Annotated in this window: 18 protein-coding genes; 10 read left to right on the forward strand and 8 right to left on the reverse strand. The window is 64.4% G+C overall.

Annotation, left to right across the window (positions count from 1 at the left end):
- Positions 1–142: 142 nt before the first annotated feature.
- Positions 143–1,837 carry a hypothetical protein gene (locus MTX19_RS08105; RefSeq protein ID WP_280983166.1) on the forward strand — a complete coding sequence of 565 codons (1,695 nt, stop codon included), beginning with the start codon at positions 143–145 and terminating at the stop codon, positions 1,835–1,837.
- A 47-nt stretch (positions 1,838–1,884) separates the two neighbouring features.
- Here MTX19_RS08105 and MTX19_RS08110 read toward each other — a convergent pair whose 3' ends face one another.
- From MTX19_RS08110 to MTX19_RS08130, 5 genes are all read right to left on the reverse strand, one after another.
- Positions 1,885–2,295, reverse strand: a complete 411-nt coding sequence (locus tag MTX19_RS08110) for a DUF2304 domain-containing protein (RefSeq protein ID WP_280983167.1) — start codon at positions 2,293–2,295, stop codon at positions 1,885–1,887.
- The gene (locus MTX19_RS08115; protein ID WP_280983168.1) at positions 2,292–2,981 is read right to left on the reverse strand and encodes a glycosyltransferase family 2 protein; all 690 of its coding nucleotides are present in this window, start codon (positions 2,979–2,981) and stop codon (positions 2,292–2,294) included. Before MTX19_RS08115 ends, MTX19_RS08110 begins: the two co-directional genes overlap by 4 nt.
- On the reverse strand, positions 2,978–3,886 hold the full coding sequence (locus MTX19_RS08120; protein WP_280983169.1) for a class I SAM-dependent methyltransferase: 909 nt from the start codon (positions 3,884–3,886) through the stop codon (positions 2,978–2,980). The genes MTX19_RS08115 and MTX19_RS08120 overlap by 4 nt, the downstream gene beginning before the upstream one ends.
- 413 nt (positions 3,887–4,299) lie before the next feature.
- Positions 4,300–4,719, reverse strand: coding sequence for a CBS domain-containing protein (locus MTX19_RS08125; protein ID WP_280983170.1), 420 nt, complete (start codon positions 4,717–4,719; stop codon positions 4,300–4,302).
- Between the two features lie 233 nt (positions 4,720–4,952).
- Positions 4,953–5,423, reverse strand: coding sequence for a YbaK/EbsC family protein (locus MTX19_RS08130; RefSeq protein ID WP_280983171.1), 471 nt, complete (start codon positions 5,421–5,423; stop codon positions 4,953–4,955).
- A 1,442-nt stretch (positions 5,424–6,865) separates the two neighbouring features.
- Here MTX19_RS08130 and MTX19_RS08135 point away from each other — a divergent pair.
- Genes MTX19_RS08135 through MTX19_RS08145 form a run of 3 tightly spaced genes read left to right on the forward strand, consistent with a single transcriptional unit; the run spans position 6,866 to position 9,142 of the window.
- A complete protein-coding gene (locus MTX19_RS08135; RefSeq protein ID WP_280985918.1) occupies positions 6,866–8,215 on the forward strand; it encodes a pilus assembly protein TadG-related protein in 1,350 nt (449 codons plus the stop codon).
- A gap of 46 nt (positions 8,216–8,261) precedes the next feature.
- A complete protein-coding gene (locus tag MTX19_RS08140) occupies positions 8,262–8,759 on the forward strand; it encodes a TadE/TadG family type IV pilus assembly protein (protein WP_280983174.1) in 498 nt (165 codons plus the stop codon).
- Positions 8,756–9,142, forward strand: a complete 387-nt coding sequence (locus tag MTX19_RS08145) for a TadE/TadG family type IV pilus assembly protein (protein WP_280983175.1) — start codon at positions 8,756–8,758, stop codon at positions 9,140–9,142. The genes MTX19_RS08140 and MTX19_RS08145 overlap by 4 nt, the downstream gene beginning before the upstream one ends.
- A gap of 75 nt (positions 9,143–9,217) precedes the next feature.
- Here the strand turns inward: MTX19_RS08145 and MTX19_RS08150 are convergent, their stop codons facing one another.
- The gene (locus MTX19_RS08150; RefSeq protein ID WP_280983176.1) at positions 9,218–10,021 is read right to left on the reverse strand and encodes a hypothetical protein; all 804 of its coding nucleotides are present in this window, start codon (positions 10,019–10,021) and stop codon (positions 9,218–9,220) included.
- Between the two features lie 496 nt (positions 10,022–10,517).
- Between MTX19_RS08150 and MTX19_RS08155 the strand changes: the two genes are divergently transcribed.
- The 6 genes from MTX19_RS08155 (at position 10,518) to MTX19_RS08180 (ending at position 22,165) form a co-directional block, all read left to right on the forward strand.
- Complete coding sequence (locus MTX19_RS08155) at positions 10,518–12,842, forward strand: molybdopterin guanine dinucleotide-containing S/N-oxide reductase (RefSeq protein ID WP_280983177.1); 2,325 nt, start codon at positions 10,518–10,520, stop codon at positions 12,840–12,842.
- Between the two features lie 390 nt (positions 12,843–13,232).
- Positions 13,233–14,558, forward strand: coding sequence for an MFS transporter (locus tag MTX19_RS08160; protein WP_280983178.1), 1,326 nt, complete (start codon positions 13,233–13,235; stop codon positions 14,556–14,558).
- A gap of 286 nt (positions 14,559–14,844) precedes the next feature.
- Positions 14,845–17,628: a UPF0182 family protein gene (locus MTX19_RS08165; protein WP_280985919.1), complete on the forward strand. Its 2,784-nt coding sequence runs from the start codon at positions 14,845–14,847 to the stop codon at positions 17,626–17,628.
- 182 nt (positions 17,629–17,810) lie between these two features.
- The gene (locus MTX19_RS08170) at positions 17,811–18,860 is read left to right on the forward strand and encodes an aldo/keto reductase (RefSeq protein WP_280983179.1); all 1,050 of its coding nucleotides are present in this window, start codon (positions 17,811–17,813) and stop codon (positions 18,858–18,860) included.
- On the forward strand, positions 18,857–19,711 hold the full coding sequence (locus MTX19_RS08175; protein WP_280983180.1) for an amidohydrolase family protein: 855 nt from the start codon (positions 18,857–18,859) through the stop codon (positions 19,709–19,711). The genes MTX19_RS08170 and MTX19_RS08175 overlap by 4 nt, the downstream gene beginning before the upstream one ends.
- A 120-nt stretch (positions 19,712–19,831) precedes the next feature.
- On the forward strand, positions 19,832–22,165 hold the full coding sequence (locus MTX19_RS08180) for a Tex family protein (protein WP_280985920.1): 2,334 nt from the start codon (positions 19,832–19,834) through the stop codon (positions 22,163–22,165).
- Positions 22,166–22,585: 420 nt separating this feature from the next.
- Here the strand turns inward: MTX19_RS08180 and MTX19_RS08185 are convergent, their stop codons facing one another.
- Positions 22,586–23,776, reverse strand: a complete 1,191-nt coding sequence (locus tag MTX19_RS08185; RefSeq protein ID WP_280979744.1) for an IS91 family transposase — start codon at positions 23,774–23,776, stop codon at positions 22,586–22,588.
- 14 nt (positions 23,777–23,790) lie between these two features.
- Positions 23,791–24,669 carry a tyrosine-type recombinase/integrase gene (locus MTX19_RS08190; RefSeq protein WP_280979743.1) on the reverse strand — a complete coding sequence of 293 codons (879 nt, stop codon included), beginning with the start codon at positions 24,667–24,669 and terminating at the stop codon, positions 23,791–23,793.
- Between the last annotated feature and the right edge of the window lie 204 nt (positions 24,670–24,873).

Below are 24,873 nucleotides of genomic sequence, written 5' to 3' on the forward strand. Positions count from 1 at the left end.
ACTTGAGGTGCGCTGGGTTCGTTCCCGATCAAGCGGTTGAGCGAGATGATAGCTTCAAGTGGAGGGCGCTTCCGCGGCGCAAATTCCCACCGCATTCCGGACGGTGCCAGTGCGCGGCCATGCAACCGGTTAAGGACATTGCATGGCGCTTGAACGGGTGGATCGCGACAGCTCTGGGTTTGTGAGGCCGCAACTCGGCCTCGCATTTGCTGCTCGCCATGCCGAGACGTTGCTCGTGCTCCTTGTGCTCGGCGTGGCCTTGGTCATCGGGCTTGCGACCGCCGCGGATTACGGGCTGTCCACCGACGAATTCAACACCGACGAGTACGGCCCCAAGGCGCTTGCCTGGTACACGAGCGCTTTTGCGGACCGGTCTCAGTTCGAGACGGTCGAAGAGTATCTGTGGATGTATGGACCGTGGTTTCAGATGCTCGTCGCGGCCGTGCAGTCGCTTGATCTCGCGAGCCCGATCACGGTCCGGCACGCCATGACCTTCCTGTTCGGCCTCGCTGGGCTCGCCGCCGTCGTGCCGATCGCACGGCTCACGGTCGGGGCCTGGGCTGGGCTCACGGCGCTCGCCCTGTGCCTGCTGACCGGTTACCTCTACGGCAACCTGTTCTTCGCCCCGATCGACGTGCCGTTCCTGTTCGCCATGAGCTGGTCGACGCTCTCGATCGTCCTGATGGTGCGGCGGGAGGTGCCAAGCTGGCGTCCGACCCTTGCGGCGGGCCTTGCCACTGGCCTCGCCATCGCGACGCGCACCGGCGGGGTGATTACGCACGCCTACCTCGTCGGCGGCATGAGCCTGTGCGCGCTCGAGGCGCTGCTGCGCCATGGCCGCGCCGGCTATGGCCCTTTGCGCCAGATCGCCTTGCATACGTTGCTTGTCATCCTCATCGCCTGGCTGACGGCGATGGCGCTGTGGCCGTGGTTGCAGATTGGAAATCCGCTCATGCAATTCCGCGAAGCCTATCGGCACTTTGCCACGCTCGACACCTCGTTCGAATTCCAGAACTGGGGCCAGCTCACCTTCACCGATAAACTGCCCGCCTGGTACATCCCGGGACAGCTTCTGGCGCGTTTGCCTGAGGGCTTTCTGGCATTGCTGTTGCTCGGCATGGCGGTCTGGATCGGTGCTGCAGCGGCGTGGACGCGCGCCACCTTCAGCGCCCTGCGTCGGTCCGGCGTCGCAGGACTGCGACCGGTCGCGGCCGAGCTCGCAGGTGCGCGCGCGGTGCTGGTCGTCAGCGTTGCGGCGTTCGGACCTATCGCGGTGCTCATCCTGCAGGGCTTGACGCTCTATGACGGTGTCCGCCACGTATTGTTCGTGATCCCTATGCTCGCCATCGTCGCCGCGCGTGGGCTCACGAGCCTCTTGCCCTTCTTGCGACGCCTCCCGATCGTGCCCGTGGCCCTCGGGGTCGCGCACACGGCCACCATCCTGGCGACGCTCATCATCCTGCATCCGCTTGAATATATCGCGATGAACGGTCTGGCAGGCGGCGTCGCCGGCGCTTACGGCCGCTTCGACCTCGACTATTGGAGCATGGCGGCTCCCGAGGCGCTGCGCCGCCTCGAGGCGCGAATTGACGCCGAAGGTCGGTTCGCGGGCGATTCACCGCGCGTGCTGCTCTGCCTGGCCTGGCGCGAGCAACTGGCAGGCGTGATGTTCCATCGCAACTGGATTGCCGAGACAGATCTGGACAAGGCCGACTACCTGATCGCCACCGAGCGCTGGCCTTGTGCCGAGGGCACGACGGCCGTACTGGTTGATGAGGTCAAACGATTTGGCCGCCCCTTCGCCTGGATCTACGCCAATTCGTCGCGGGCTCGGTGAGTGACGTCCCCGGCACAAACTTGCCCCGCGCGACTTGGCAATGGCATCTACTTCTTCGCCTGCAATTCGATCGGGGGCGCCTCGACCTTGCGGGCCAACTTGACCGGGCGACGTTTTCGCGGGGGGCCTGCCTCACGCCGGCTCTCCTTGGCGCGATCGATCGCCACGGCGCGCGTCAGCCGCGTGATCATGTCGAGCTGGAGCCGCAGCTTGAGATGCAAGTGGAGCATGATGAGCAGGCTGATCACGACCCAGGTGTAGACGATCAGGTCTGACCCGCGGCCGATTCCCGCGAAGGCCGCAAGCGCCGTGGCATGCTCCGGCACCCAGACGAAGTAGAGGCCGGCGAGCGCGGCGCCGCTCGCGAACAGCCCGATGATCGGCACCGTTCGATGCGCCGACCATGCGTAGACCAGAACCAACGCGAGAAGGGCGGTCAGAAACAGCTGCGCGATCATCGGTAGAGTCTCCGCGCAAACAGATCGATCAGGATGGTCAGAGCATCGGTGATGCGTTGACCCTTGCCCAGCGAATAGGCGCTGTACTCGATATTCACCGGCACCTCGACAAAGCGCAGGCGGCTCTGCGCGATCTGGTGCAGGATCTCGGACGCGTGTGCCATTCGGTTCTGTCGCAAGGCGATCGCGCGGGCGCCGCGCGCGGTCATCGCCCGTAGGCCATTGTGGGTATCGGTGACAGGCAGTCCGGTGCTCGCGCGCGTAAACCAGATCGCGGCGCCGAGCAAGATGCGGCGCGGCACCGGCAGATTTGCCGTCGCGCCGGCGAGAAAGCGGCTGCCAAGCGCGAAATCGATCCCGGGCTGCTCGATGGCCGCGAGCAGCGCCGCGATGGCCGCGGGGGAATGCTGACCGTCGGCGTCGAACGTGACGAGTGCATCCGCATGCTGCTCGAGGGCGAAGTCGATGCCGGTCTGTAGTGCGGCGCCCTGTCCGAGGTTGATCGGATGCCGGACCACGACCGCCCCTGCGAGCAACGCGACGTCGCCGGTGCGGTCGGCGGAGCCGTCATCGACCACGATGACCGCGTATCCGGCGCGGCGAATGCCGGACACGACGCTGCCGACCACCGGTGCTTCATTGTACGCCGCGACAACAACCCAGGGATTGCGAACCCGGCCGGTCATGGGAAGCTCGTATCCGGATGTGGGGGCGCCTTGCTCAAGACCACGCGCATCGCGTCGAACAGGTTTACCGGAATGGCGAACCGGTTGCCGGTCGGGCTGGCCGCGATCTTACGGCCGAGCATGCGACCGATTTGGAAGGCGATCAGCGAGAACGGCACGAATTTCCAGGGGTGATCGGAACTCTCTATGCGAAGACCGATCGAATGGGCCAGAGACGCGATGCTGTCGCGGTTGAAGAACCAGAGGTGCTGCGGCGGCGTCATCAGGCGCCAGTGCGCGCCGGTCGATCGCGCTGCCAAGGAACCGAAGTCTCCGGTCGTCAGCACGATGATTCCGTCCGGCCGGAGATGGTCCGCGAGTAGCGCGAGGGCTTCCCTCGGGTCGGGCAGATGCTCGACGACGTCGAGGAGGACGATGACATCCAGGGTGCCAAGCGACTTGAGAGTCGCTTCGCTCAGCGGGCCGCGGACGACGTTCAAGCCGAGATCGCCAGCATGCGCTGCAGCCGCTTCCGCGGGCTCGATGCCGCTCACCTCAAATCCAGCGCGGCGCGCTTCATCGAGAAAGAAGCCGTAGGCGCAGCCGATCTCGAGCAGGAAACCCCGTGCCTTGCGGCGCCGGATGAACTCGACCGTGCGGGCGAACTCGCGCCGTAGCACGGGTTCGGCGCCGCGATAGTCGGCGTAGCCGTCGGACTGATGGCCGGAAAAGTAGCCATCGTCATAATAGGCGAGGGGGTCGAAGCTCGATGCCTCGGTGCGTCCCAGTCCGCAGTCAGGACATTGGAGGATGTCGCAACCGTTCTTGACGTAAAGAAGCCGATGGAGCGTCGCGCGACTGCACGCGGGACATTTCAGCGTAACCGCAGGTCGGTCGTTGCGCATCAGCACATGCGTTCCGCCCAATGGCGTTCTTCAGTTGGAAAAACGCATCCGAAGCCGAACTGTTCCGCTCGGCGAACGGCCACGGGGTCGCAGGCTGCCTGGCTGGCAGCTATGAAATAGATCGAGGATGGTCCGCACCCTCGTCGGTGCAGCGCGGTGAGACGGCGGTCCATCCGAGGTGTGACGCCGGAGCTGCCGGGCACCAGCGTCGTCACGCTGCCGCGTGCCGACTTGCCACTTCGCGGTCGGGCGGGCGACCCGACCGCACTGGCAAATCGACGCTAATCCGCATCGTCTTGCGTTCGCACCGACGCAAAGTCAAGCGCTTCGGGCCGCAGCCTTTCGCGCCGCGCGATGGCTCCACGACCAACGCATGGCTCGGGCTTGGCTCGACGTCTGATCGAGCGGCGATCGCGAGAGGAGGCTGGCCGCATTCAATGATGCGCCGAAACGTTCCTGACAGTCTCGGTCAGCAAATCAGCCGACGCGGAACGGCTCACGTCACCCAGACTAATGATGCCGACCATCCGCTTGCTCTTGTTGATCACCGGCAGCCTGCGGACCTGCAGCTTCTCCATATGATGCATCGCCTTTGCGAGGTCATCGTCCTCTCGGCAGCAATGGATGCCTTCAGTCATCACATCGCGCGCCGTCGTGCGGCCGGCATCGAAGTTGTTGCTCGCGAGTCCTTTGCAGACGATGTCGCGGTCGGTCACCATCCCGATCAGTTTGTCGTCCGCGCCAATCGGAATGCAGCCGATGTCTTGCGCCTGCATCAATTTGGCGAGCTCGGTGATAGGGGTGTTGGGGTTGACCCAGTCGACACCCTTGTGCATTACGTCTTTGACTTTCATGGTGGAGCCTCCGTTCCCGGGTTTCAGGTGCATTGATTGCAATGCAGCAGCGCCCCATTTCCTATACTGTACAACCGATCAGGTGCGAGGTCACTGCAGCAAGCATCACTCCTGGGCGATTCGACCAGACAGACGCCGACGCAGTAGCCGCCACCCTCCGAACAAATTAACTACGACTTCGCGGCCCGGGTTTCCGCCCAAGATCGCAAAGGCATTGGGCGGCGCGCAAATCCTCAGTCGTGCGCGCTGAAGCGCCCGTGCAGTGCGTCGGCCGTCAGGCGGGCAAACTGCGCGTGACCCATATGGAGCAGCGTCTCGTGATCGCCCGCTTCCATATAGATCTCCGGCTGTGCCTCGATGCTGTCGTCGACGATGATATCCAGCCCGTAGCATTTGCCGACGGCAGGGACTGCACCGTGTGCACAGTCGCCGAACAGCCGATTGATCTCGGTTTCATCGGCCATATGGACATTGTCGCCGAGTTTTGTCCTCAGTTCCGACAGGCGCAGGTGATGCGATGCGGGCAAGATGGCCAGCATGTATTCGCCGTCGCGCCGCAACACGATGCCCTTGGCGAGGCGATCGCCCGAGATATGGCATGCCTCAGCCGTGCGAGCGGACGTCATGCTGAGTTCGTGCGGGATCACCTCGTATTGGATGTTTTCAGCAGCTAGGTATTTCTGGAGCGTGGGAGCAATGGTCATGACATCACCTCCGATGCAAAATGCAAACCGTCCACCGTGAGGCCGTCAGACTCTCGCCGTACGATAGGCGGCTGCCTGATTATAGACCCAACATACGTCTTGAATCCGCAAGCTGCAATTCGTCGTCGTTTGACCAGCTCCAGGAGCGGCTACGCCCCTGGATGAACGACCGTTCATGGAACGGCATGGATTTCAAGCCGTTAGTTGGCGGGGCTTGGTTCGCGGAGAACAAAATGAAGCACGCAATCATCGCACTTTCTGCAGCTTGTCTTCTTGCTTCCGCCCCCGTCGCTTTCGCGCAGGGCGTATCAAGCAAGACACCGGGCCACGAGATGCAGTCGAAGGGCTCCAAGAAAGGCAGCCCTGGCGCTTCCGGCTATGCTCCGGGACGAGAGATGCAAGCGAGGGGATCAAAGCGCGGGAGCCCGGGCGCCTCTGGTTACGCTCCCGGCCAGACAACCGGTTCGAGCCGTCGCATGGGCGGTTCGACGAGGTCCAGGTAAGCTCAAGCGAAGCGGCCCGCCGCCAAGCCGGTGGGCCGCGTTGTCTCAGTCATTGTCGCCGGGATCGCACTGTGCTTGGGCGGGACGCGCGGGCATGCTCGCCATCCTGTCCTGATCCGATCCGCGCGGACATCAAAGGAAGGAATGCTGATGCGAAGATTGATTGTCTTGACAGCGCTCACGCTCGCGATCGGAGTTTCGGCGGCAGCGGCAGCCCCGCCGGCATATCCGCCACTGCCTAATTCCGCGATGCCTCGCGGTTTGGTTCAAGTGCGAGGCGGGCACGGGTACGGTCACGGATACGGATGGGGACGTGGCGCCGGCTATTATCCCTATGGCTGGAGTCGCGGACGGAAGGTTGGCTGGAGGGGCCGCGCCTGCCCGCCCGGTCAATGGAAGAAAGGCTGGTGCTGACCTGCTCCGGCTTATTTCTCGGTACGCAACCATGTGCGTCAGCATGAAAGCATCTGGTGTTGTCCACGACGGACGTCGGTCGTGAACGCGGCATCAGCTGGCCGTGCTGAGGGCCCGTCAACACGCGACCAATCGTTGGAGCGCAAGTCGCGCTCGGCCTCGTGGACGTGCGCCGCCTTCGCGCGCGTCACGACACCGACCGCGTGGTTTGATGGGTCCCGCCGCCCCGATAGCTTCGGTCCCCCGATCATCGGGGGCAGCTTACATTAACCCCACAACTGGTCCGGCCTGTGTCGGCGTGAGCTTGATGCTGCGTATCCGTAGTTTTGCGGGGTGCAGTGCAGGACACGTGACAGTGGCTCTATCGCTTGCCTTGGCCCCCGGGTGATCCGTATCCCCGGAGCAGCCCCAATTGGATAACGAAGGGTTACGCGCTGGCTCGCAGTTTTTTCGGCGAAGGATAGCCCGCGTTAAATCGCCGCGGCGTATAAGGTTTGCATTGGCCACTTGAACATTGAGGACAACATGACGGCCTTCATGAGTTGGAAGGCGGAGGCACCCTCGCAAATGAGGTCGGCGCCGGTGATGCGGCGCTCCCGTTTAAATCGTCTTTTTAGTCGCTTTGTGCGCGACGAGTCCGGCAGCTACGCCATCCTCGTCGCGCTGCTGCTCCCCGTTCTGGTCGGGACTGCGGGCCTCGGCACCGAGGTCGCCTGGTGGTTCTACAAGCAGAAGAACATGCTCAGCGCCGCTGACTCGGCGGCCGTCAGCGCAGCCACCGCCGGCACCAATCTCGTCACCGAGGCCGGCGCCATCACGGCATTCTACGGCTACACGAACGGGACCAACAACGTCACCGTCACGGTGAACCAGCCGCCGACCACGGGAAGCTACACCTCGAACTCTCAGGCCGTCGAAGTCATCATCAGCCAGCCGCAACCGCGGCTCCTGTCGGCGTTGTTCGGCTCCGGCACGGTCCCCGTCACGGCCCGCGCCGTCGCGCTCCCCAATGTCGGAACGGGCTGCGTGCTTGCGCTCGATCCCACGGCCAACTCGGCTGTGAACGTGAGCGGCAGTAACAATCTCAATCTGATCAACTGCAATCTCTACAGCAACTCCAGCGGTTCTCCCTCGCTGAACGTGAGTGGCACTGCAAGGGTGTCCGCCAACCTGGTCGGAGCGGTCGGGACCATCTCCGGCGCGAGCAACATCACGGCCCCGAACGGCATTCGGAGCGGCATCAGGCCGACCGCCGATCCTTATGCGACTGTCTCTCCCCCCACGACGCCGACCCCGTGCGACCCTAGTAACCAAAAAATCAACAGCAGTGGGAAGGTCAACTCGATCTCCCCGGGCGTGTGCTATAGTGGTCTTGTTTCGGTCCAATCCGGATACACGTTGGATCTGACCCCCGGCATCTACTATTTTTACGGCTCCGGCGGGGGCTTGTCGGTGCAAGGCAACGCAACGGTCACTTGCAGCTCCTGCACCGGCACAGGCACCTCGGGAGTGACGCTCGTCTTCACTGGTTCGGCCAGCAATGGCTGGGCCACCGCCAACATCGGCAGCAACGCCATTGTCAACTTGACGGCTCCGGCCTCCGGACCGACCCAGGGCATCGTGATGTATGGCGACCGCAACATGACGACAGGTTCGACCTTTTCGCTGCAGGGCGGCGGCTCCCAGAATTTCAGTGGCGCCATCTACCTGCCGAAGGCGAACCTGCAGTTCAGCGGCGGCAACGGCACGACCTCCTCGTGCACGCAGGTCATCGCCGATACGATCGCCCTTACCGGCAGTTCGAATCTTCAGGTCAATTGCGCTGCCTTGGGCGGCAGCACCATCGGCACGACGACGGCGCAACTCGTCGAGTAAGCCTTAATATTTAATATATTGATCAAGTCGGAGTTTTGAGATGAAAATGGGCAATGCATGTGGTGAGTGCCGGTCCCATCGGCGTCGCGGCCCGCGGCGTCTGCTCGGGCGTTTCCGCAAGAACACGCGCGGCGCCGCTGCGATCGAGTTCGGCATTCTGGTGCCGCTCCTTGCGCTGATGGTGGTGTCGGTGATTGACACCGGGCTTGCGGTCTATCGCAAGATGCAGGTGGAGAGCGCGGCGCAGGCGGGCGTCGAATATGCGATCGCGCACGGCTTCGACAGCAACGCGATGTCGGCCGCGGTCGTCAACGCGACGAATTCCACGGCGATCAGCGCTTCGCCTGCTCCGGTCAAATTTTGCGGATGTGCGACGACGTCGGGAGTGACCAGCACGACCTGCGGAAGCACGTGCCCGGGAGGCGCGCAGGCGGGTACCTACACCACCGTATCCGCGCAGGGGTCCTACTGGACTATCATCAACTACCAGGTCGTTCCAAGCGGCTACTCGCTCAGCATGCAATCGACGGTGAGGTTGCAATGAAGATTGCCGGGGCATTGTGGCGTGATCATCGTGGTGCGTCCGCGCTCGAGTTTGGCCTGATCGCACCGCTGTTCTTCGCTTTCGTGTTCGGTATCGTCGAGATCGGTCTGTTGCTGTGGACCCAGGCGGGGTTGCAGCATGGTGTCGAGATTGCCGCGCGATGCGCAACCGTGAACACTACGCTCTGTCCCACGAACAAGCCTGATGTGATCGCCACATACGCGAGCCAGCAGGCGTTTGGCCTCAACCTCCCGGCTTCAACGTTCACCTACGCCGCCCCCGCCTGCGGCAACCAGGTGAACGCGAGCTATCAGTTCCAGTTTCCCCAAATCCTCAATATGGCCCCGCTGACGCTGACTGCGACAGCTTGCTTTCCCGCCTGACGGGGCGCAGCTGCCGGTCTCCTTGCGGCATCGCCAGCGAAGTCCGCAGCCGAGTGCGGCGAGCCCGGCCGAGGGTCACTGCGTCTGAGCTGCCATGTCGGATCCGGGATGCCGTCCCGGCCTCTGCGGCAAGACCAGAATGAGCCCAACAATCGCGGCGAGGATCACCGCGGATGCCAAGGGACGACTTAGGGCCAACCCACCATCGTGCGTTGGCTTGTCCAGAAAATCTCCGACCGTCGCACCGAGCGGTCGCGTCAATATGAAGGCGGCCCAGAACAGGAACACGCGCGAGATTGCGGTCCAGTAGTACAAGCCTGCCAGCAGCGCGAGTCCTGCACAGAACACGAGCGCGCCTCCGTCATATCCCAGTCCGGTGTCGTCGGCGATCCAGTCTCCGAGCGCGGTCCCCAGGGTCTGCGAAAACGTGATTGTCACCCAATAGAAGATTTCGACTTTCGGCGTGGCCACCGTCTGGACATTTACCGAGCCGAGAGTGAGGTACCAGATCGCGAGCGAGCCCAGGACGCACGCCAGCAAGATCGACGAGCCTCCCGTATAGCCGATGCCCAATGAGCGATCGAAGAAGTCGGCCATGGCGGTGCCCACGGTCGTGGAGGCTATGATCGCCAGCCAGTAGACCCAGGCGTTGAATTGTCTCGTCACGATCTGGGCGATCACGGCCGCAACGAACACGGCAAGGAATATTCCGGTGCCGATCAGATAGCCGCCGTTGCCGGGATGCAAGTCCGCATGCAGCCAGCTCATGGTCACGGCGTCGCCGCCCGTTTCCCCGAGCGTCGTGGCAAGGATCTTGATCACCCAGAAGCCGAGTGTCACCTCGGGGACTTTGCTCAGGATCTCGTCTTCGTTTTGCATTGTGCATCCTGCAATCGTTCATGCGGTTCGAGTCTGGGCCGCAAATGCGGCAAATCCTCGTGCATGACAACGCAGACGGCACCAGAAGATCGGTAGCCTTTGCGCGTGATCCGCGCGCTAGACCGGGACGAGTTACAAATCTGCGTGACCCAGGGCTGCCTGCGAGCCGACGCAGTCCTGTCGGCCTCACTCGAGTTGAGGTCGCGCACCCGGATGAAGAACCGAGGTGCGGTCTCTGTGGGAATACGTGTCCGCGATCGCGCCATTCCAACGCATAGAGCATGGCGTTCTATGCGCGCTCGCGCGATGCAGTTCACCACCGCCCATCTCAGCCAGACCTCGTACCTGACACGTTCTTCGCACCATTTGCGCGGCGCGCCCTTGCGTTTTCGACCGACCTGAACTTGATGATATGAGAAGGCGGATGAGTAAACTGGCGATATAGTTGGGACAGTGGCGTGCAGAAGCGGCCCGCTCAGCGATTGAGGACGACGTGATGAACGAGACAATTGGCTACCCCGATCCCGGCCTCGACCTCTCCGAGGGGTTCAAACCGCATACGTCGCATTGGGGCGTCTTCTCGGCGCGTCTCCGCGAGAACAATCTTCTCGAAGTCAGGCCGTATAAGGGAGATCCCGACCCGAACGGCATCATCGACAACTTTCCCGCGGCCTTGCGGCACGGTGCTCGCATCGCCCAGCCGGCGATCCGCCGCGGCTGGCTCGAGCGCGGTCCAGGACCCGACGACCGCCGCGGCCGCGACGAATTCGTCTCGGTCAGCTGGGAGAAGGCACTGGATCTTCTCGGCGGTGAGCTCAAGCGCGTCCGCGACACGCGCGGCCCAGGCGCAGTCTTCGGCGGTTCCTATGGCTGGTCCAGCGCGGGGCGCTTCCATCACGCGCAGAGCCAGGTTCATCGTTTCCTCAACATCGCGATGGGCGGCTATGTGCGTTCGGTGAACACCTATTCTTCCGGCGCGTCCTCGGTGCTGCTGCCGCAGATCCTGTCGGGTTACGAGGACGTCACCAAGCGCAACGTGACGTGGGAGCAGATCGCCGCCGAGAGCGAGATCGTGCTGGCGTTCGGCGGCATGGCGTTGAAGAACTCCATGGTCGCCGGCGGCTCGATCAGCAAGCATGTCGAGCGCGGCGCCATGGAAGCGGCGCGCCGGCGCGGCTGCGAGTTCATCCTCGTCAGCCCGCTGCGCGACGATCTGCCCGCGGAGGCCGGCGCGGAATGGATGACCGCCGCGCCCGGTACCGATGCCGCCCTGATGATCGGCATCGTCCACACGCTGGTCAGCGAGGGTCTGCACGATCAGGCGTTCCTCGACCGCTACACCGAAGGCTGGCCGGTGTTCCTGCGCTATCTGAACGGCGAGGCGGACGGCCAACCGAAGGATGCCGCATGGGCCGCAGCGATTTGCGGCATCGACGCCGACACTATCCGAAAGCTCGCTCGTCGCCTTGCCGGGCGGCGGGCGCTCATCACCGTGTCCCATTCCCTGCAGCGCGCCGAGCATGGTGAGCAGCCGGTGTGGATGGGCATGGTGCTGGCTGCTGCGCTCGGCCAGATCGGCCTGCCAGGCGGCGGCTATGCCTATTCGCTCGGTGCGATCGGCTATTACGGCCGCCGCGTGAACGCGGTGCCGGGGCCGACCCTCGGGCAGGGCCGCAACGGCGTCGCCGACTTCATTCCGGTGGCGCGCATCGCCGATATGCTGCTCCATCCCGGCACGACCTATCGCTACAACGGCGAGACGCGAACCTATCCCGACATCCGTCTCGTCTACTGGGCCGGCGGCAATCCCTTCCACCATCACCAGGATCTCAACCGCCTGCGCAAGGCCTTCGCCCGGCTCGACACCCTGGTGGTGCATGAGCTTGCCTGGACCGCGACGGCTCGGCACGCCGACATTGTCCTGCCCTGCACTATGACGCTCGAGCGCGAGGACATCGGCTATTCCAGCAACGATCCGCTGATGGTGGCCATGCACCGGATCGCCGAGCCCTACGGCCTTGCGCGCGATGATTACGAGATTTTCTCCGATCTCGCCGAGCGCCTCGGGGCTCGCGAGGCCTTCACCGAAGGGCGCACGTCGCGGCAATGGCTGATGCATCTCTATGAGCCGACCCGCGCCTCGCTCGCCGCGCGCGGGCTTGCCGCACCGAGCTTCGAAGAATTCTGGGAAAGCGGCAGCCTGGTCGTACCGCAGCACCTCGACGACGGCGGTTCGCTGCGCCGCTTCCGCGAGGATCCGGTTGAGCGGCCCCTGCCGACGCCGAGCGGGCGTATCGAGATCTTCTCGGCGAAGATCGCCGGCCACGGCGATGCCGATTGTCCAGGGCATCCGGTCTGGCTCGAGAAGACGGATGTCCCTCGGCAGGACGCGCCGCTCTTCCTCATTGCCAACCAGCCGTCGACGCGCCTGCACAGTCAGCTCGACTTCGGCGGGCATTCGACCGACGCCAAGCATCGCGGCCGCGAGGTCGCGCGCATGAACCCGCGCGACGCGGATCCTCGCGGGATCGCTGACGGCGACATCATCCGCCTGTTCAATGCGCGCGGCGCATGCCTTGCGGCGGTCCGCGTCACGGACGCAATCGCCCCCGGGATCGTCCAGCTTCCGACCGGCGCCTGGTACGACCCGATGGATCCCGAGGAAGAGGCGCCGCTCTGCGTGCACGGCAATCCGAATGTGCTGACGCGCGACATCGGCACGTCGTCCTTCGCGCAAGGCTGCACCGGTCAGCTCACCACGGTCGAGGTGGAGCGCTTCAACGGCAATCTGCCGCCGATCCGCGCCTTCGATCCGATCTAGCGGGGACGGGGAGGCGCAAGCTTCCCGTCGCGCTCTTGTTGCAGGCGAGATCGCGCGCGCCATGCGGCGGCGGAATGCCTGCGGCCATCATCGGGCGCTGCATCGCAACACCCATCACCGGTGATGCGTGCATGCGCTCGTCGGACAGCGACGCAAGGCAGCCGCTCCACACCGTCCTGCTACTAAGTGCGCATTGCTCGCATTGGGCCGCGGGACCAAGCTTGTTCTGTCAAATCTCCCCGAGACATCGCCGTCGGCGACATGTCGAGGAGTCAAACCCTTTCTTGCGATTTCGTGGTCATACGCCGCGTAATTAGAAACGGGAATTAGGGATAGCGACGCAAGATCCGTGAAGCAATCGTCAAGCAAGGGCCTGTGAGGAGGAGCCCTATGACGACGATCCACGTGATATCCGATGCCTTGTCCGAGACCGACCACCGCACCCAGCTGCGTCGTGCCGTTATCGCGAGCACGGTGGGGACGACGATCGAGTGGTACGATTTCCTGCTCTACAGCACGGTAACCGGCCTCGTCTTCGGAAAGCTGTTTTTCCCGAAATCCGATCCCCTGGTTGGTGTGCTGGAGGCGTTTGCCATCTACACGGTGGGCTTCATCGCACGCCCGATCGGAGCAATGATCTTCGGCCATTACGGCGATCGCATCGGCCGCAAGGCAACACTGATCGCGACCTTGCTCATGACGGGGATCGCGACCTTCGCCGTCGGCCTCGTCCCGACATACGAGACAGTCGGTATCTGGGGCGCCGTTATCCTCACGATCATTCGCTTCATCCAGGGGGTCGGCGTCGGCGGCGAGTGGGGAGGCTCGGTGCTGCTCGCGATGGAATGGGCGCGCACCAACAACCACCGCGGCTTCATTACCTCATGGCCGCAGCTTGGCGGCCCGGGCGGCCTGCTGCTTGCGAACATCGCGGTCCTGGTGTTCAGCCGCATCTCCGGCGACCAGTTCCTGGTCTGGGGCTGGCGTATCCCCTTCCTGCTCAGCATCGTGATGGTGGCAATCGGGCTCTATATCCGGCTCGGGATTCTCGAGACCCCGGCCTTCCGGCGCATCGTTGCCGAGAATCGCGTTGAGCGGGTCCCGGTCCTCGAAGTGATCAAGCGCCAGCCGGGCGCGATCATCCTCACCGCGCTGGCGCGGATGGCCGAGCAGGCGCCGGCCTACATCTATCTCGCCTTCGTGTTCGCGTACGGCGTCAATGTGTTGCACACGCCGCGTGATTTCCTGCTCACCTCGCTGATCTCAGCCGGCATCGTTTCAATGGCGACGATCCCGCTCGCCGGGCACTTTTCGGACGTCATCGGACGCAAGCGCATGTACCTGATCGGCGCGGTCGTGACCGGGATCTACGGCTTCATCTACTTCGCGCTGCTGGATACGACGGTGCCAATCTGGATCTTCATCGCCATCGTGCTGTCGTTCGTTCCCCACGACCTCCTGTACGGACCGCAGGCAGCCCTGATCGCCGAATGTTTCACGCCGCGCCTGCGCTACAGCGGTGCGTCGATCGGCTACCAGCTCTCCTCGGTGATCTCAGGCGGTCCCGCTCCGTTGATCGCGACCGCACTGCTGGCAACCTACGGAACGGGCTACGCGATCGCGGCCTATATCCTGTTCTGCGCGGTCGTCAGCATCATCGCGACCGCGATGCTGCCGGACTATACCAACTGCGACATTTCCGAGGAGCATGCCTGATCGACGATGATCGTCGGACATGCGCGCGCTGGTCGTTCCGGGCAGTGGCCTGCGACGCGTGAAGTCCATGCGGCGCCGGCGCTGAGCCGGGCGGCGAGCACGGCGGCCTTGGCGCCAGCCACAAGGTTTGGACCGCGATCGGACGGGTGCCGATCCAGCCGAGCGTGCTGCGGCCGGGCTGATGGAGGAGGGGCAACTGCGCCCCGGCTCCGCCGGATCGGGCGAGGCTTGAGGCCCGCGCAGGAATCTGGCGGCAAGCGTCCCTGCTTTCCGCTATGATGAGGCCATGACGATCGGGATCGCCGGACCCGGACGGAAGGCACCACGGCAAAATGCCGTGGTCGGGCTGATCATTGCGGCCATCGTCATCGTGAGCAGCCTGATCCTGCTCTCGCTCGCGAGCGACTTCCTGGTCGACTGGCTGTGGTTTGCGTCGATCGGCTATTTGCAGGTCTTCTGGATAACGATCGGTGCCCAAGCCGTCGTCCTTGCTGCGATCTGGACGGCAACTGCGCTCATCCTTTGGGTGAATGGATGGCTCGCGGTGCGTCTTGCCGGCAAGCGGTCGGCACATCTTGCCGCGGTGTGGATGTCGCAGACCGCCGGTAGCGCGCCGCCGGATCCGCTTGCGCCGTTGCGCGATCGACTACGGTGGCCTCCGATAGTCGCCGGCGCGGCGGCCTTGCTCGCGCTGCTCGTCGCGGCAGCGGAGGTCGGCAATTGGAGCGTCTTCCTGCGGTTTCTCTATCAGGTGCCGTTCGGCGCGGACGATCCACTCTACAGCAAGGATCTCGGCTTCTACCTGTTCTCGCTGCCCGCCTACATCCTCATCAAGAACTGGGTGATTCTCACGCTCGTTCTGGGCGCGCTGCTCGCCGGCACGATCTACTGGGTGCAGGGCGAGATCGAGTACAGCGCGCAACGCCGATCAATGTCCTCGGCGGCGATCGCCCACGGCTCGGCGCTGCTCGGTCTTCTCTTCATGGTGAAGGCGTGGTCCTACGGTCTCGACCGCTACCTGCTGCTCTATGGCGACAACGGGGTCGTCGTTGGCGCAAGCTACACCGATATCCATGTCACGCTGCCGGGTCTTTGGCTGTTGATCGGGTTCTCGATCATCGCGGCGGCCGCCGCATGGGCGAACCTCCGGATGCGCACCTACTGGCTTCCTGCGGCCGCGTTCCTTCTTGTCGTCACCGGTTCCTTCGTGCTGACCGGTGCGGTCCCTGTGCTGTTCCGGCACTTCCTCGTCAGACCGAGCGAGTTGCAGCTCGAAAAGCCCTATATCGACCGCAACATCGCGCTGACCCGGCAGGCCTACAATCTCGACAAGATCGCAGCCAAGCCCTTTGCCGCCGAACAGAAGCTCTCCCCCGAGGTGCTGGAAGCCAATAAGGCGACCATCGACAATATCAGGCTGTGGGACTGGCTGCCTCTGTCGGACACCTACGCGCAATTGCAGGAGATCCGCACCTACTACAAATTCCACGATCTCGACGTTGACCGCTACTGGCTCGACGGCTCCTACCAGAGCGTGATGCTGTCGGCCCGCGAGCTGCGGCCCTCCTTGCTGCCGCCGAACGCACAGACATGGGTCAACCATCACGTGCTGTTCACCCACGGCAACGGCGCGGTGATGAGCCCAGTCACCCGCAAGAGCCCAGAAGGACTGCCGCTGTTCTACCTGCGGAATATTCCTCCGGTGGCGGGCGGTGGTCCCGAGATCCGCGAGCCGCGCATCTACTTCAGTGAGGAGAGCGACGACTACGTCGTCGTCAAGACAAGCACGCCGGAGTTTGACTATCCCAAGGGCAAGGGCAACGTCTATGCGGAGTATGATGGCGTCGGCGGAATTCCGATCGGGTCAATGGCATGGCGAACGCTGTTCGCCTACTACTTCGACGATCCGAACCTGCTGCTCTCAGATTACATCACGCCGCAGAGCCGGATCATGATCCGGCGCAACATCCGGAAGCGGGTCGCCACGATCGCGCCGTTCCTGAGCCTCGATCACGATCCCTATCTGGTCATCAGCGGCGGGCGGATGTTCTGGATGCAGGACGCTTACACGACGAGCTCCTATTTTCCGTCGACGCCGGCTGCACAGGGTTTCGATCTCAACTACATCAGAAATTCGGTGAAGATCGTCGTCGATGCCTATAACGGGACCGTCGATTTCTATCTGATGGATCCGGCCGATCCGGTTGCCGCGACCTATGGGCGGATCTTCCCGCACTTGTTCAAGCCGTTCGCGGCGATGCCCGCGGATCTGCAGAAGCACATTCGCTATCCGGAGGACCTGTTCTTGATCCAGGCGCAGCTCTATCAGGTCTACCACATGGAAGCCGCCGAGGTGTTCTACAACCGCGAGGATCTCTGGCAGTTCCCGCGCCAGCCGGGCGGTAGCGGGACGTCGGTGATGAGCCCTTATTATATCATCATGCGGTTGCCGGGTGAGCCACGGGCCGAGTTCTTCTTGATGGTTCCCATGGTGCCGAGCCGCCGCGACAACATGATCGCGTGGCTTGCCGCGCGTTGTGACGCGCCCGACTACGGCAAGCTGATCGTCTACGAATTCCCGAAGGACAAGCTTGTCTACGGGCCGTTCCAGATCGAGGCGCGGATCAATCAGAACACCGAGATCTCGCAGCAACTGACGTTGTGGAATCAGATGGGCTCGCGGGTGATACGCGGGGCGAACCTGCTCGTGATCCCGATCGAGAACTCGATCCTTTATGTCACGCCGCTCTATCTGCGCGCCGAGCAGGGACATCTGCCGGAGCTCAAGCGGGTGATCGCAGCCTATGACGAGCATGTGGTGATGAAGGAGACGCTCGGCGAGGCCCTGTCGGCGCTGTTCACCGAGCCTGGTACGCCGCGGCGGGAAACGGGACCGACGGAGGATCTGTCCCTCGGTGGTCCGGCGAGGAGCCCGGCGCGGGAGGCGCTTGATCACTACAACCAGGCCATGGAGCGGTTGAAGTCCGGAGACTGGAGGGGTTTTGGCGAGCAGTTCGATGCCTTGCGTGAGCCTCTCGAGAACATGAACCGGCATCCCTCTGGCCATTAGGCGCTCTCGGGCGGCGCCCTGAGATATGCGTGGTGACGCCGCGCAGAGCCCCGCGTTTCTTTCGAGTGCCTGCACCACGCCGTGGGGAACGGCAGCCGTGCCGACCGCGCTGCGGCTTGTGCTCGGCACGGCTGCGAGGCTAGTCTGCCTGCAAGCAAGAAGACTGCAGGGGAGGCGTCGCGATGAACCAACATCAATCCTCACGTCCGGGCTCTGCGCCAGCATTGCCGCGCCGCAGGCTCGGGCGGACCGGGCTCGACGTCTCGATCCTCGGTTTCGGAACCGCGCCGCTCGGCGACCTGTTTGCGCTGTTGGACGATGCCACAGCGATAGCAGCGGCGGAGCGGGCGTTCGCGCTTGGCGTCAACCTGCTGGATTCCTCGCCGCTCTATGGGCACGGCCTCGCCGAGCATCGCAGCGGAACCGCGCTGCGGCGCGTGGCGCGCGACGACATCGTCGTCTGCACCAAGGTCGGGCGCTGGATGGATCCGTTCCACGGGCGCGGCGACGGCTCCAATTTCGTCGGCGGGCAGCCGCACCGCGCCGTGGTGGATTATTCCTACGACGGCACGATGCGTTCGGTGGAGCAGTCGCTGCTGCGACTCGGCACCGACCGGATCGACCTGTTGCTGATCCACGATGTCGACGTCTGGACCCACGGCGTGGACGCGATCGAGCAGCGTTTTCGCGAGGCGATGGACGGCGCCTATGTCGCGCTCGACAAGCTGCGGTCCGAGCGCGTCGTCAAGGGCATCGGGATCGGCGTCAACGAGGCCGAGATGTGCGTGCGCTTCGCCAGGGCCGGCACGTTCGACACCATGCTGCTCGCCGGTCGCTACTCGCTGCTCGAGCAGCCGGCGCTCGCCGAATTCCTGCCGCTTGCGCAGACGCAAGGCATCGGCGTGATGCTCGGCGGCGTGTTCAATTCCGGTATTCTGGCCACCGGCGCCGTTGCCGGCGCCAAGTACAATTACAAGGACGCGCCGCCGGACGTGATGCAGAAGGTGGCCGCGATCGAGCGGGTCTGCCGCGCCCATCATGTGGCGCTGCCGACCGTAGCGCTGCATTTCGCATTGGGCCATCCGGCCGTCGCCAGCCTCGTACTCGGCGCGCAGACGCCGCAGGAGGTCGAGCGCAACGTCGCCGCGCTGTCGTCCTCCGTGCCTGCTGTGCTGTGGCGCGACCTCAAGGCCGAGCGTCTGCTCGACGACGACGCGCCGGTGCCGGCATGATGCGGATCGACGCGCATCACCATGTCTGGACGCTGGCGCGCGCCGATTACGGCTGGCTGACGCCCGAGCTCGCGCCGATTTATCGCGACTTCGGCCTCGCCGACCTGGCGCCGCATCTCGCCGCGGCCGGGATCGAGGGCACGATCCTGGTGCAGGCCGCGCCGACCGAGGCGGAGACGGCGTTCATGCTGGATATCGCCAAAGGAGCGGAGCTGGTGCGCGGCGTGGTCGGCTGGATCGACTTCGATGCAGACGATGCGGTGGCGCGGATCGATGCGATCGCGGCGCGCGAGCTGCTCGTCGGCCTGCGGCCGATGGTGCAGGACATCGCCGACGACGACTGGCTGCTGCGTCCGGCCCTGACCGCGCAGTGCGAAGCCATGGCACGGCATGACCTCGTGTTCGACGCGCTGGTGCTGCCGCGGCATTTGCCGAGGCTGGTGCAGGTGGTCGACCGCCATCCCGACCTGCAATTCGTGCTCGACCATTTCGGCAAGCCGCAGCTTGCCAGCGGCGAGATCGCGGGCTGGAAGGACGATGTCACGCGGCTCGCCGCGCGCGCCAATGTGGTCTGCAAGCTCTCGGGCCTGGTCACGGAGGCGGCGCCGAACTGGAAAGTTGACGACCTGCGCGAGGCGGTCGACCACGTGCTCGGCTGCTTCGGGCCGCGGCGGATGTTGTGGGGCAGCGACTGGCCGGTGGTCAATCTGGCCGGCGGTTATGCGAGCTGGTTCGCGGCCAGCGAGTCCCTGTTGGCCGATCTGTCGGCGGATGAGAAGGCCGCGATCTACGGCGGCAATGCGGCGCGCATCTATTTGTCAAGTCGCGGAAGACACACATCCCGGACATAACGCGCGGCAGGACGCCAAATTTGATCCACAGCGCGCCTTGATGAATCAATCCGGGATGGTCCATAAGCGGCCTCCGCGCCGTCGGACGTCCGTCGGCGTCACGGGTTCAGAGAGACGAGCGTGGCCAAAATTCATCATCAGATTGCGCAGGAGCTGGGGGTTCGCGACGAGCAGGTCGAGGCGGCGGTGACGCTGCTCGACGGTGGCGCCACGGTGCCGTTCATCGCGCGATACCGCAAGGAGCTCACCGGCGCGCTCGACGACGCACAGCTGCGCACGCTGGAAGAGCGCCTGACTTACTTGCGCGAGCTCGAGGAGCGCCGCACCGCGGTGCTCAATTCGATTCGCGAGCAGGGCAAGCTCGATGCGGCCCTCGAAGCCCAGATCATGGCCGCCGACAGCAAGGGCCGCCTCGAGGACATCTACCTGCCGTACAAGCCGAAGCGCCGCACCAAGGCCGAGATCGCCAAGGAGGCGGGGCTCGAGCCGCTCGCCGACCTGCTGCTGGCGCACCCCGAGAGCGACCCGAACGAGGCCGCCGCACCCTTCGTCGATGCCGAGAAGCAGGTCGCCGATGCCGCCGCCGCGCTCGAAGGCGCGCGCGCGATCCTGGTCGAGCGCTTTGCCGAGGATGCCGATTTGATCGGCGCGCTCCGCGAGGAGATGTGGTCGAACGGCGTGATGGCCTCCACCGTGCGCGACGGCAAGAAGACCGAGGGCGAGAAGTTCAAGGACTATTTCGACTTCAGCGAGCCGCTGCCGAAGCTGCCGTCGCACCGCATCCTGGCGCTGTTTCGCGGCGAGAAGGAAGAGATCCTCGACCTTCAGATCAAGCCGGAGGCGCAGGCCCCCGCGGCCGGCGTGCCCAGCGCCTACGAATTGAAGATCATGCACCGCTTCGGCGTCTCCAACCAGGGTCGCAAGGGCGACAAGTGGCTGGCGGAGACCGTGCGCTGGGCCTGGCGCACCAAGATCCAGATCCATCTCAACATCGATCTGCGCATGCGGCTGTGGACCGCGGCCGAGACTGAGGCGGTGCGCGTGTTCGCCTCCAACCTGCGCGACCTCCTGCTGGCGGCGCCGGCCGGCGCACGCGCCACCATGGGGCTCGATCCCGGCTATCGCACCGGCGTCAAGGTCGCGGTGGTCGATGCCACCGGCAAGGTGCTGGCGACGACCGCGATCTTCCCACACGAGCCGCAGCGGCGCTGGGACGAGGCGCTCGCCATTCTCGGCAAGCTTGCGATCGAGCATGGCGTCGAGTTGATCGCGATCGGCAACGGCACCGCCTCGCGCGAGACCGACAAGCTCGCGACCGAATTGGTGAAGCGGCTGCCGGAGCGCAAGATGACCAAGATCGTCGTCTCCGAAGCCGGCGCCTCGGTCTATTCGGCCTCGGCCTTTGCCTCGCAGGAACTGCCGGAGCTCGACGTCACCATGCGCGGCGCGGTCTCAATCGCGCGCCGCCTGCAGGATCCGCTGGCCGAGCTCGTCAAGATCGATCCGAAGGCGATCGGCGTCGGCCAGTATCAGCACGACCTCGGCGAGGCCAAGCTGGCGCGCTCGCTCGATGCCGTGGTGGAAGACTGCGTGAACGCGGTCGGCGTCGATGCCAACACCGCCTCCGTGCCGCTGCTCGCGCGCGTGTCGGGCATCGGCCAGGGGCTGGCGCAGAGCATCGTGCAGCACCGCGACGCCAACGGCCCGTTCAAGTCCCGCAAGGCGCTGAAGGACGTGCCGCGGCTCGGGCCGAAGGCGTTCGAGCAATGCGCGGGCTTCCTGCGCATCAACAATGGCGAGGACCCGCTCGATACGTCGGGCGTGCATCCGGAATCCTATCCGGTGGTCCGGCGCATCCTGGAAGCAACCAAGAGCGACATCAAGGCGCTGATCGGCAACGCCGACGTCGTGCGCCAGCTCAAGCCGCAGGCCTTCGTCGACGACACGTTTGGTCTTCCGACCGTCACCGACATCCTGCGCGAACTGGAAAAGCCCGGCCGCGATCCGCGTCCGGCGTTCAAGGCCGCGGTGTTCAAGGAAGGCGTCGAGGAGGTCAAGGACCTCAAGAAGGGCATGATCCTCGAGGGCACGGTGACCAACGTTGCGGCGTTCGGCGCCTTCGTCGATATCGGCGTGCACCAGGACGGCCTCGTGCACATCTCGGCGATGTCCAGGAACTTCATCAAGGACCCGCGCGAGGTGGTGAAGCCGGGCGACATCGTCAAGGTGAAGGTGCTGGACGTCGAGGTCGCGCGCAAGCGCATCGCATTGACGCTGCGCCTCGACGACGAGATCGGACCGAAGAAGGACACCGGCGGATCGTCGCGCGATTTTTCGCGCGGCAAGATGTCGTCATCGGCGCCGCGCCGACCGCAGGAGCAGTCCGGCGGTGGTGCGCTCGCCGAAGCCCTGCGCCGCGCCGCCGAGAAGAGCGGGCGCGGCAAGCCGACCTGAGGGGTGTGCTCATAGAACGAGGGTGTCCGCCTTCTCGATGAAAGCGGACATGCTCTGACGACCTCGTAACGACGCCTTCTGTGAAGGGTTTCGGATGCCGGCCGTTTGAGGGACAGCGCCGCGCATTCGGCGGCCGGCGTCCGAAAGCCTCCAAGGGAGGAAACCGCGGGTAAGGGAACGTAAGGCTGTGCGGCCGGGACTATGGGGATTTGAGCGCCGCGGGCGAGATGGCTGATTTGAATCGAGCCGATGCAGCGGGTTGTTCGACGGTTGAGCGGCTGACGAACGGGCCACGGGTGGCATCGAACTCCATAATTTGTCCGTCGATTTGCGACGGCTGGGGGAAATCTGAGCGCGCTCTGCCGTGGCCGGTCGAGAGCCAGCGGGCACGACGAGCAGATTTGCAGGATTGAGACGTGATCATGAGGTGTCGATCCTGATGCGGTTCATTGGAGCTGTCGGCCGATGCCGCGGCGTTGCACCGCGCGCGAAAACCTCGATGACGATCATGCAGCCGCCACAGCATGGACAGCTCGGCTTGCTGGGATCGGCGGTAGGCTGGCCTTCAGGTTTTGCAGCGGCGAGCAGCTCACGGGCGCGTGCGACGTTGGCGGCACAAGCGCCTTTGGCGAACAGGCCGTAGTGGCGGATGCGATGCAAGCCTTTTGGCAGCACGTGGATGAGGAAGCGGCGGATGAACTCATCTGTGGCGAGCGTCATCTGCTTGTATCGATCGCGGCCCTCGATGCGGTAGTCCTTCCACTTGAAGGTGACGCCGCCCTCGTCGCAGGCGATCAATCGGCTGTTGGCGATGGCCACGCGATGGGTGTAGCGCGACAGATAGGCCGGCACCGCCTCAGGGCCGCCGAACGGCCGCTTTGAATAGACGACCCACTCGGCCGTGCGCAGCGGGGCGAGATGAGTCGCGAAGGATTGCGCCTCGGCGAGATGGGCGTGGTCGCCGAAGAAGCTGAGGCGGCCGGCTTGGTGGGCGGCGACAAGCTTCTCCAGGAACAGTCGCCGGAACAGGCGGGAGAGCACGCGCACGGACAGGAAGAAGCCCGGCCGGCACGACACCCAGCGCTGGCCGTCGGACGAGATGCCGCCGCCCGGCACGATCATGTGCACGTGGGGGTGATGGGTCAGCGCCGAACCCCAGGTGTGCAGCACGGAGGTGACGCCGATCCGCCCACCCAGATGCTTCGGATCGGCGGCGATCGTCAGCATGGTCTCGGCCGAGACCTTGAACAGCAGATCGTAGACCACGGCCTTGTTCTGGTAGGCGATGTCGGCGATGGCCGCCGGCAGCGTGAACACGACGTGATAGTACGGCACCGGCAACAGCTCGGCCTCGCGGTCGGCAAGCCAGTCCTTCGCGGCGGCGCCCTGGCACTTCGGGCAGTGCCGGTTGCGGCAGGAGTTGTAGGCGATCGTGGTATAAGCGCAGTCCGCGCAGCGCGCGACGTGGCCCCCGAGGGCCGCCGTGCGGCAGCGCTCGATCGCCGACATCACCTTCATCTGGTCGAGGCTGATATGACCGGCATGGGCTTGACGCCATGCTAGGCCATGGCTGCGGAAGATATCCGCAACCTCCAAAGCCGGGCGCGACATGCGCGGCCTGCGCGTCAGGCAGGCGGCTCGTCTCGCTTGGCGCGGAGCGGGGTGAGGTGATCCAGCGGGCTCATGACCTCGCGGATGGTGTTGGTGGCGACGCGGGTATAGAGCGCCGTGGTCTCGAGCTTGGCGTGGCCCAACAGGACCTGGATCACCCGAATATCAATGTTCTGCTCGAGCAGGTGGGTCGCGAAGCTGTGGCGCAGGGTGTGCGGCGTCACCCGCTTGGCGATCTCGGCCATGTGGGCCGCCGCGTGGCAGGCGCGCGTGAGCTGGCGCGTCGTCATCGGGCTGGCCGGCTTCAGTCCCGGAAACAGCCAGCCCTGCGGGCGGGAAATGCGGTACCAATCGCGCAGAAGTTCGAGCAGCACAGGGGAAAGCATCGCGTGGCGATCCTTGCGGCCTTTGCCCTGCTCGACGCGCAGCATCATGCGTTCGGAATCGATGTCGGATACCTTCAACGCGACGACCTCAGAGACACGCAACCCTGCACCGTAAGCGACACTGAGCGCCGCCTTGTATTTGATGCTCGGCGCCGCCTCCAGAAAGCGCGCAACCTCTTCCGGGCTGAGAACAACCGGAACCTTGCGTGGCTCGTGCATGAACGACAGGTGCTTGGCAAGCTCGGGCCGATCGAGCGTCACATTGAAGAAGAACCGCAGCGCCGAGACGGTGGCGTTGATCTTTGGCGCGCCGGCGCCGTTCGACGCCAGATGCAGCCGAAAGCCGCGCACGTCCTCCGACTGGGCCAGGTCGGGCGAGCGGCCGAGGAATACCGCGAAGTCCTTGACCCTTTGCACGTAGTCGTGTTGGGTCTTGGGCGCGAACTTGCGGATCGCCATGTCTTCGATCATGCGCTGGCGCAACGGACTGATGGCCTGCTTGGTCATTGGGGATGCTCCTGTTTTGAGTGAAGGTTGCGAACCCCTCATCTCAAAACAGGACGCCCCGTCGCGCTATCGTCTTGGCTGCGTCGCCAGCCCCAGCGCCCTACCGCGCGAGCGGTTTAGTCCTTTGACCCATAGCGAATGTCCCGAGAACCGCGATATAATGGAGCATGACAAGCTCGCAGCCGCTAAGCATCGTAATTCGAA

It is taken from the genome of Bradyrhizobium sp. ISRA464 (assembly GCF_029910095.1).
GTDB lineage: Bacteria > Pseudomonadota > Alphaproteobacteria > Rhizobiales > Xanthobacteraceae > Bradyrhizobium.

Coding starts and splice junctions, on each gene's coding strand:
- MTX19_RS08105 (WP_280983166.1), top strand. CDS start 143: ATGGCGCTTGAACGGGTGGATCGCGACAGCTCTGGGTTTGTGAGGCCG.
- MTX19_RS08110 (WP_280983167.1), bottom strand. CDS start 2,295: ATGATCGCGCAGCTGTTTCTGACCGCCCTTCTCGCGTTGGTTCTGGTC.
- MTX19_RS08115 (WP_280983168.1), bottom strand. CDS start 2,981: ATGACCGGCCGGGTTCGCAATCCCTGGGTTGTTGTCGCGGCGTACAAT.
- MTX19_RS08125 (WP_280983170.1), bottom strand. CDS start 4,719: ATGAAAGTCAAAGACGTAATGCACAAGGGTGTCGACTGGGTCAACCCC.
- MTX19_RS08130 (WP_280983171.1), bottom strand. CDS start 5,423: ATGACCATTGCTCCCACGCTCCAGAAATACCTAGCTGCTGAAAACATC.
- MTX19_RS08135 (WP_280985918.1), top strand. CDS start 6,866: ATGACGGCCTTCATGAGTTGGAAGGCGGAGGCACCCTCGCAAATGAGG.
- MTX19_RS08140 (WP_280983174.1), top strand. CDS start 8,262: ATGGGCAATGCATGTGGTGAGTGCCGGTCCCATCGGCGTCGCGGCCCG.
- MTX19_RS08145 (WP_280983175.1), top strand. CDS start 8,756: ATGAAGATTGCCGGGGCATTGTGGCGTGATCATCGTGGTGCGTCCGCG.
- MTX19_RS08150 (WP_280983176.1), bottom strand. CDS start 10,021: ATGCAAAACGAAGACGAGATCCTGAGCAAAGTCCCCGAGGTGACACTC.
- MTX19_RS08155 (WP_280983177.1), top strand. CDS start 10,518: ATGAACGAGACAATTGGCTACCCCGATCCCGGCCTCGACCTCTCCGAG.
- MTX19_RS08160 (WP_280983178.1), top strand. CDS start 13,233: ATGACGACGATCCACGTGATATCCGATGCCTTGTCCGAGACCGACCAC.
- MTX19_RS08165 (WP_280985919.1), top strand. CDS start 14,845: ATGACGATCGGGATCGCCGGACCCGGACGGAAGGCACCACGGCAAAAT.
- MTX19_RS08170 (WP_280983179.1), top strand. CDS start 17,811: ATGAACCAACATCAATCCTCACGTCCGGGCTCTGCGCCAGCATTGCCG.
- MTX19_RS08175 (WP_280983180.1), top strand. CDS start 18,857: ATGATGCGGATCGACGCGCATCACCATGTCTGGACGCTGGCGCGCGCC.
- MTX19_RS08185 (WP_280979744.1), bottom strand. CDS start 23,776: ATGTCGCGCCCGGCTTTGGAGGTTGCGGATATCTTCCGCAGCCATGGC.
- MTX19_RS08190 (WP_280979743.1), bottom strand. CDS start 24,669: ATGACCAAGCAGGCCATCAGTCCGTTGCGCCAGCGCATGATCGAAGAC.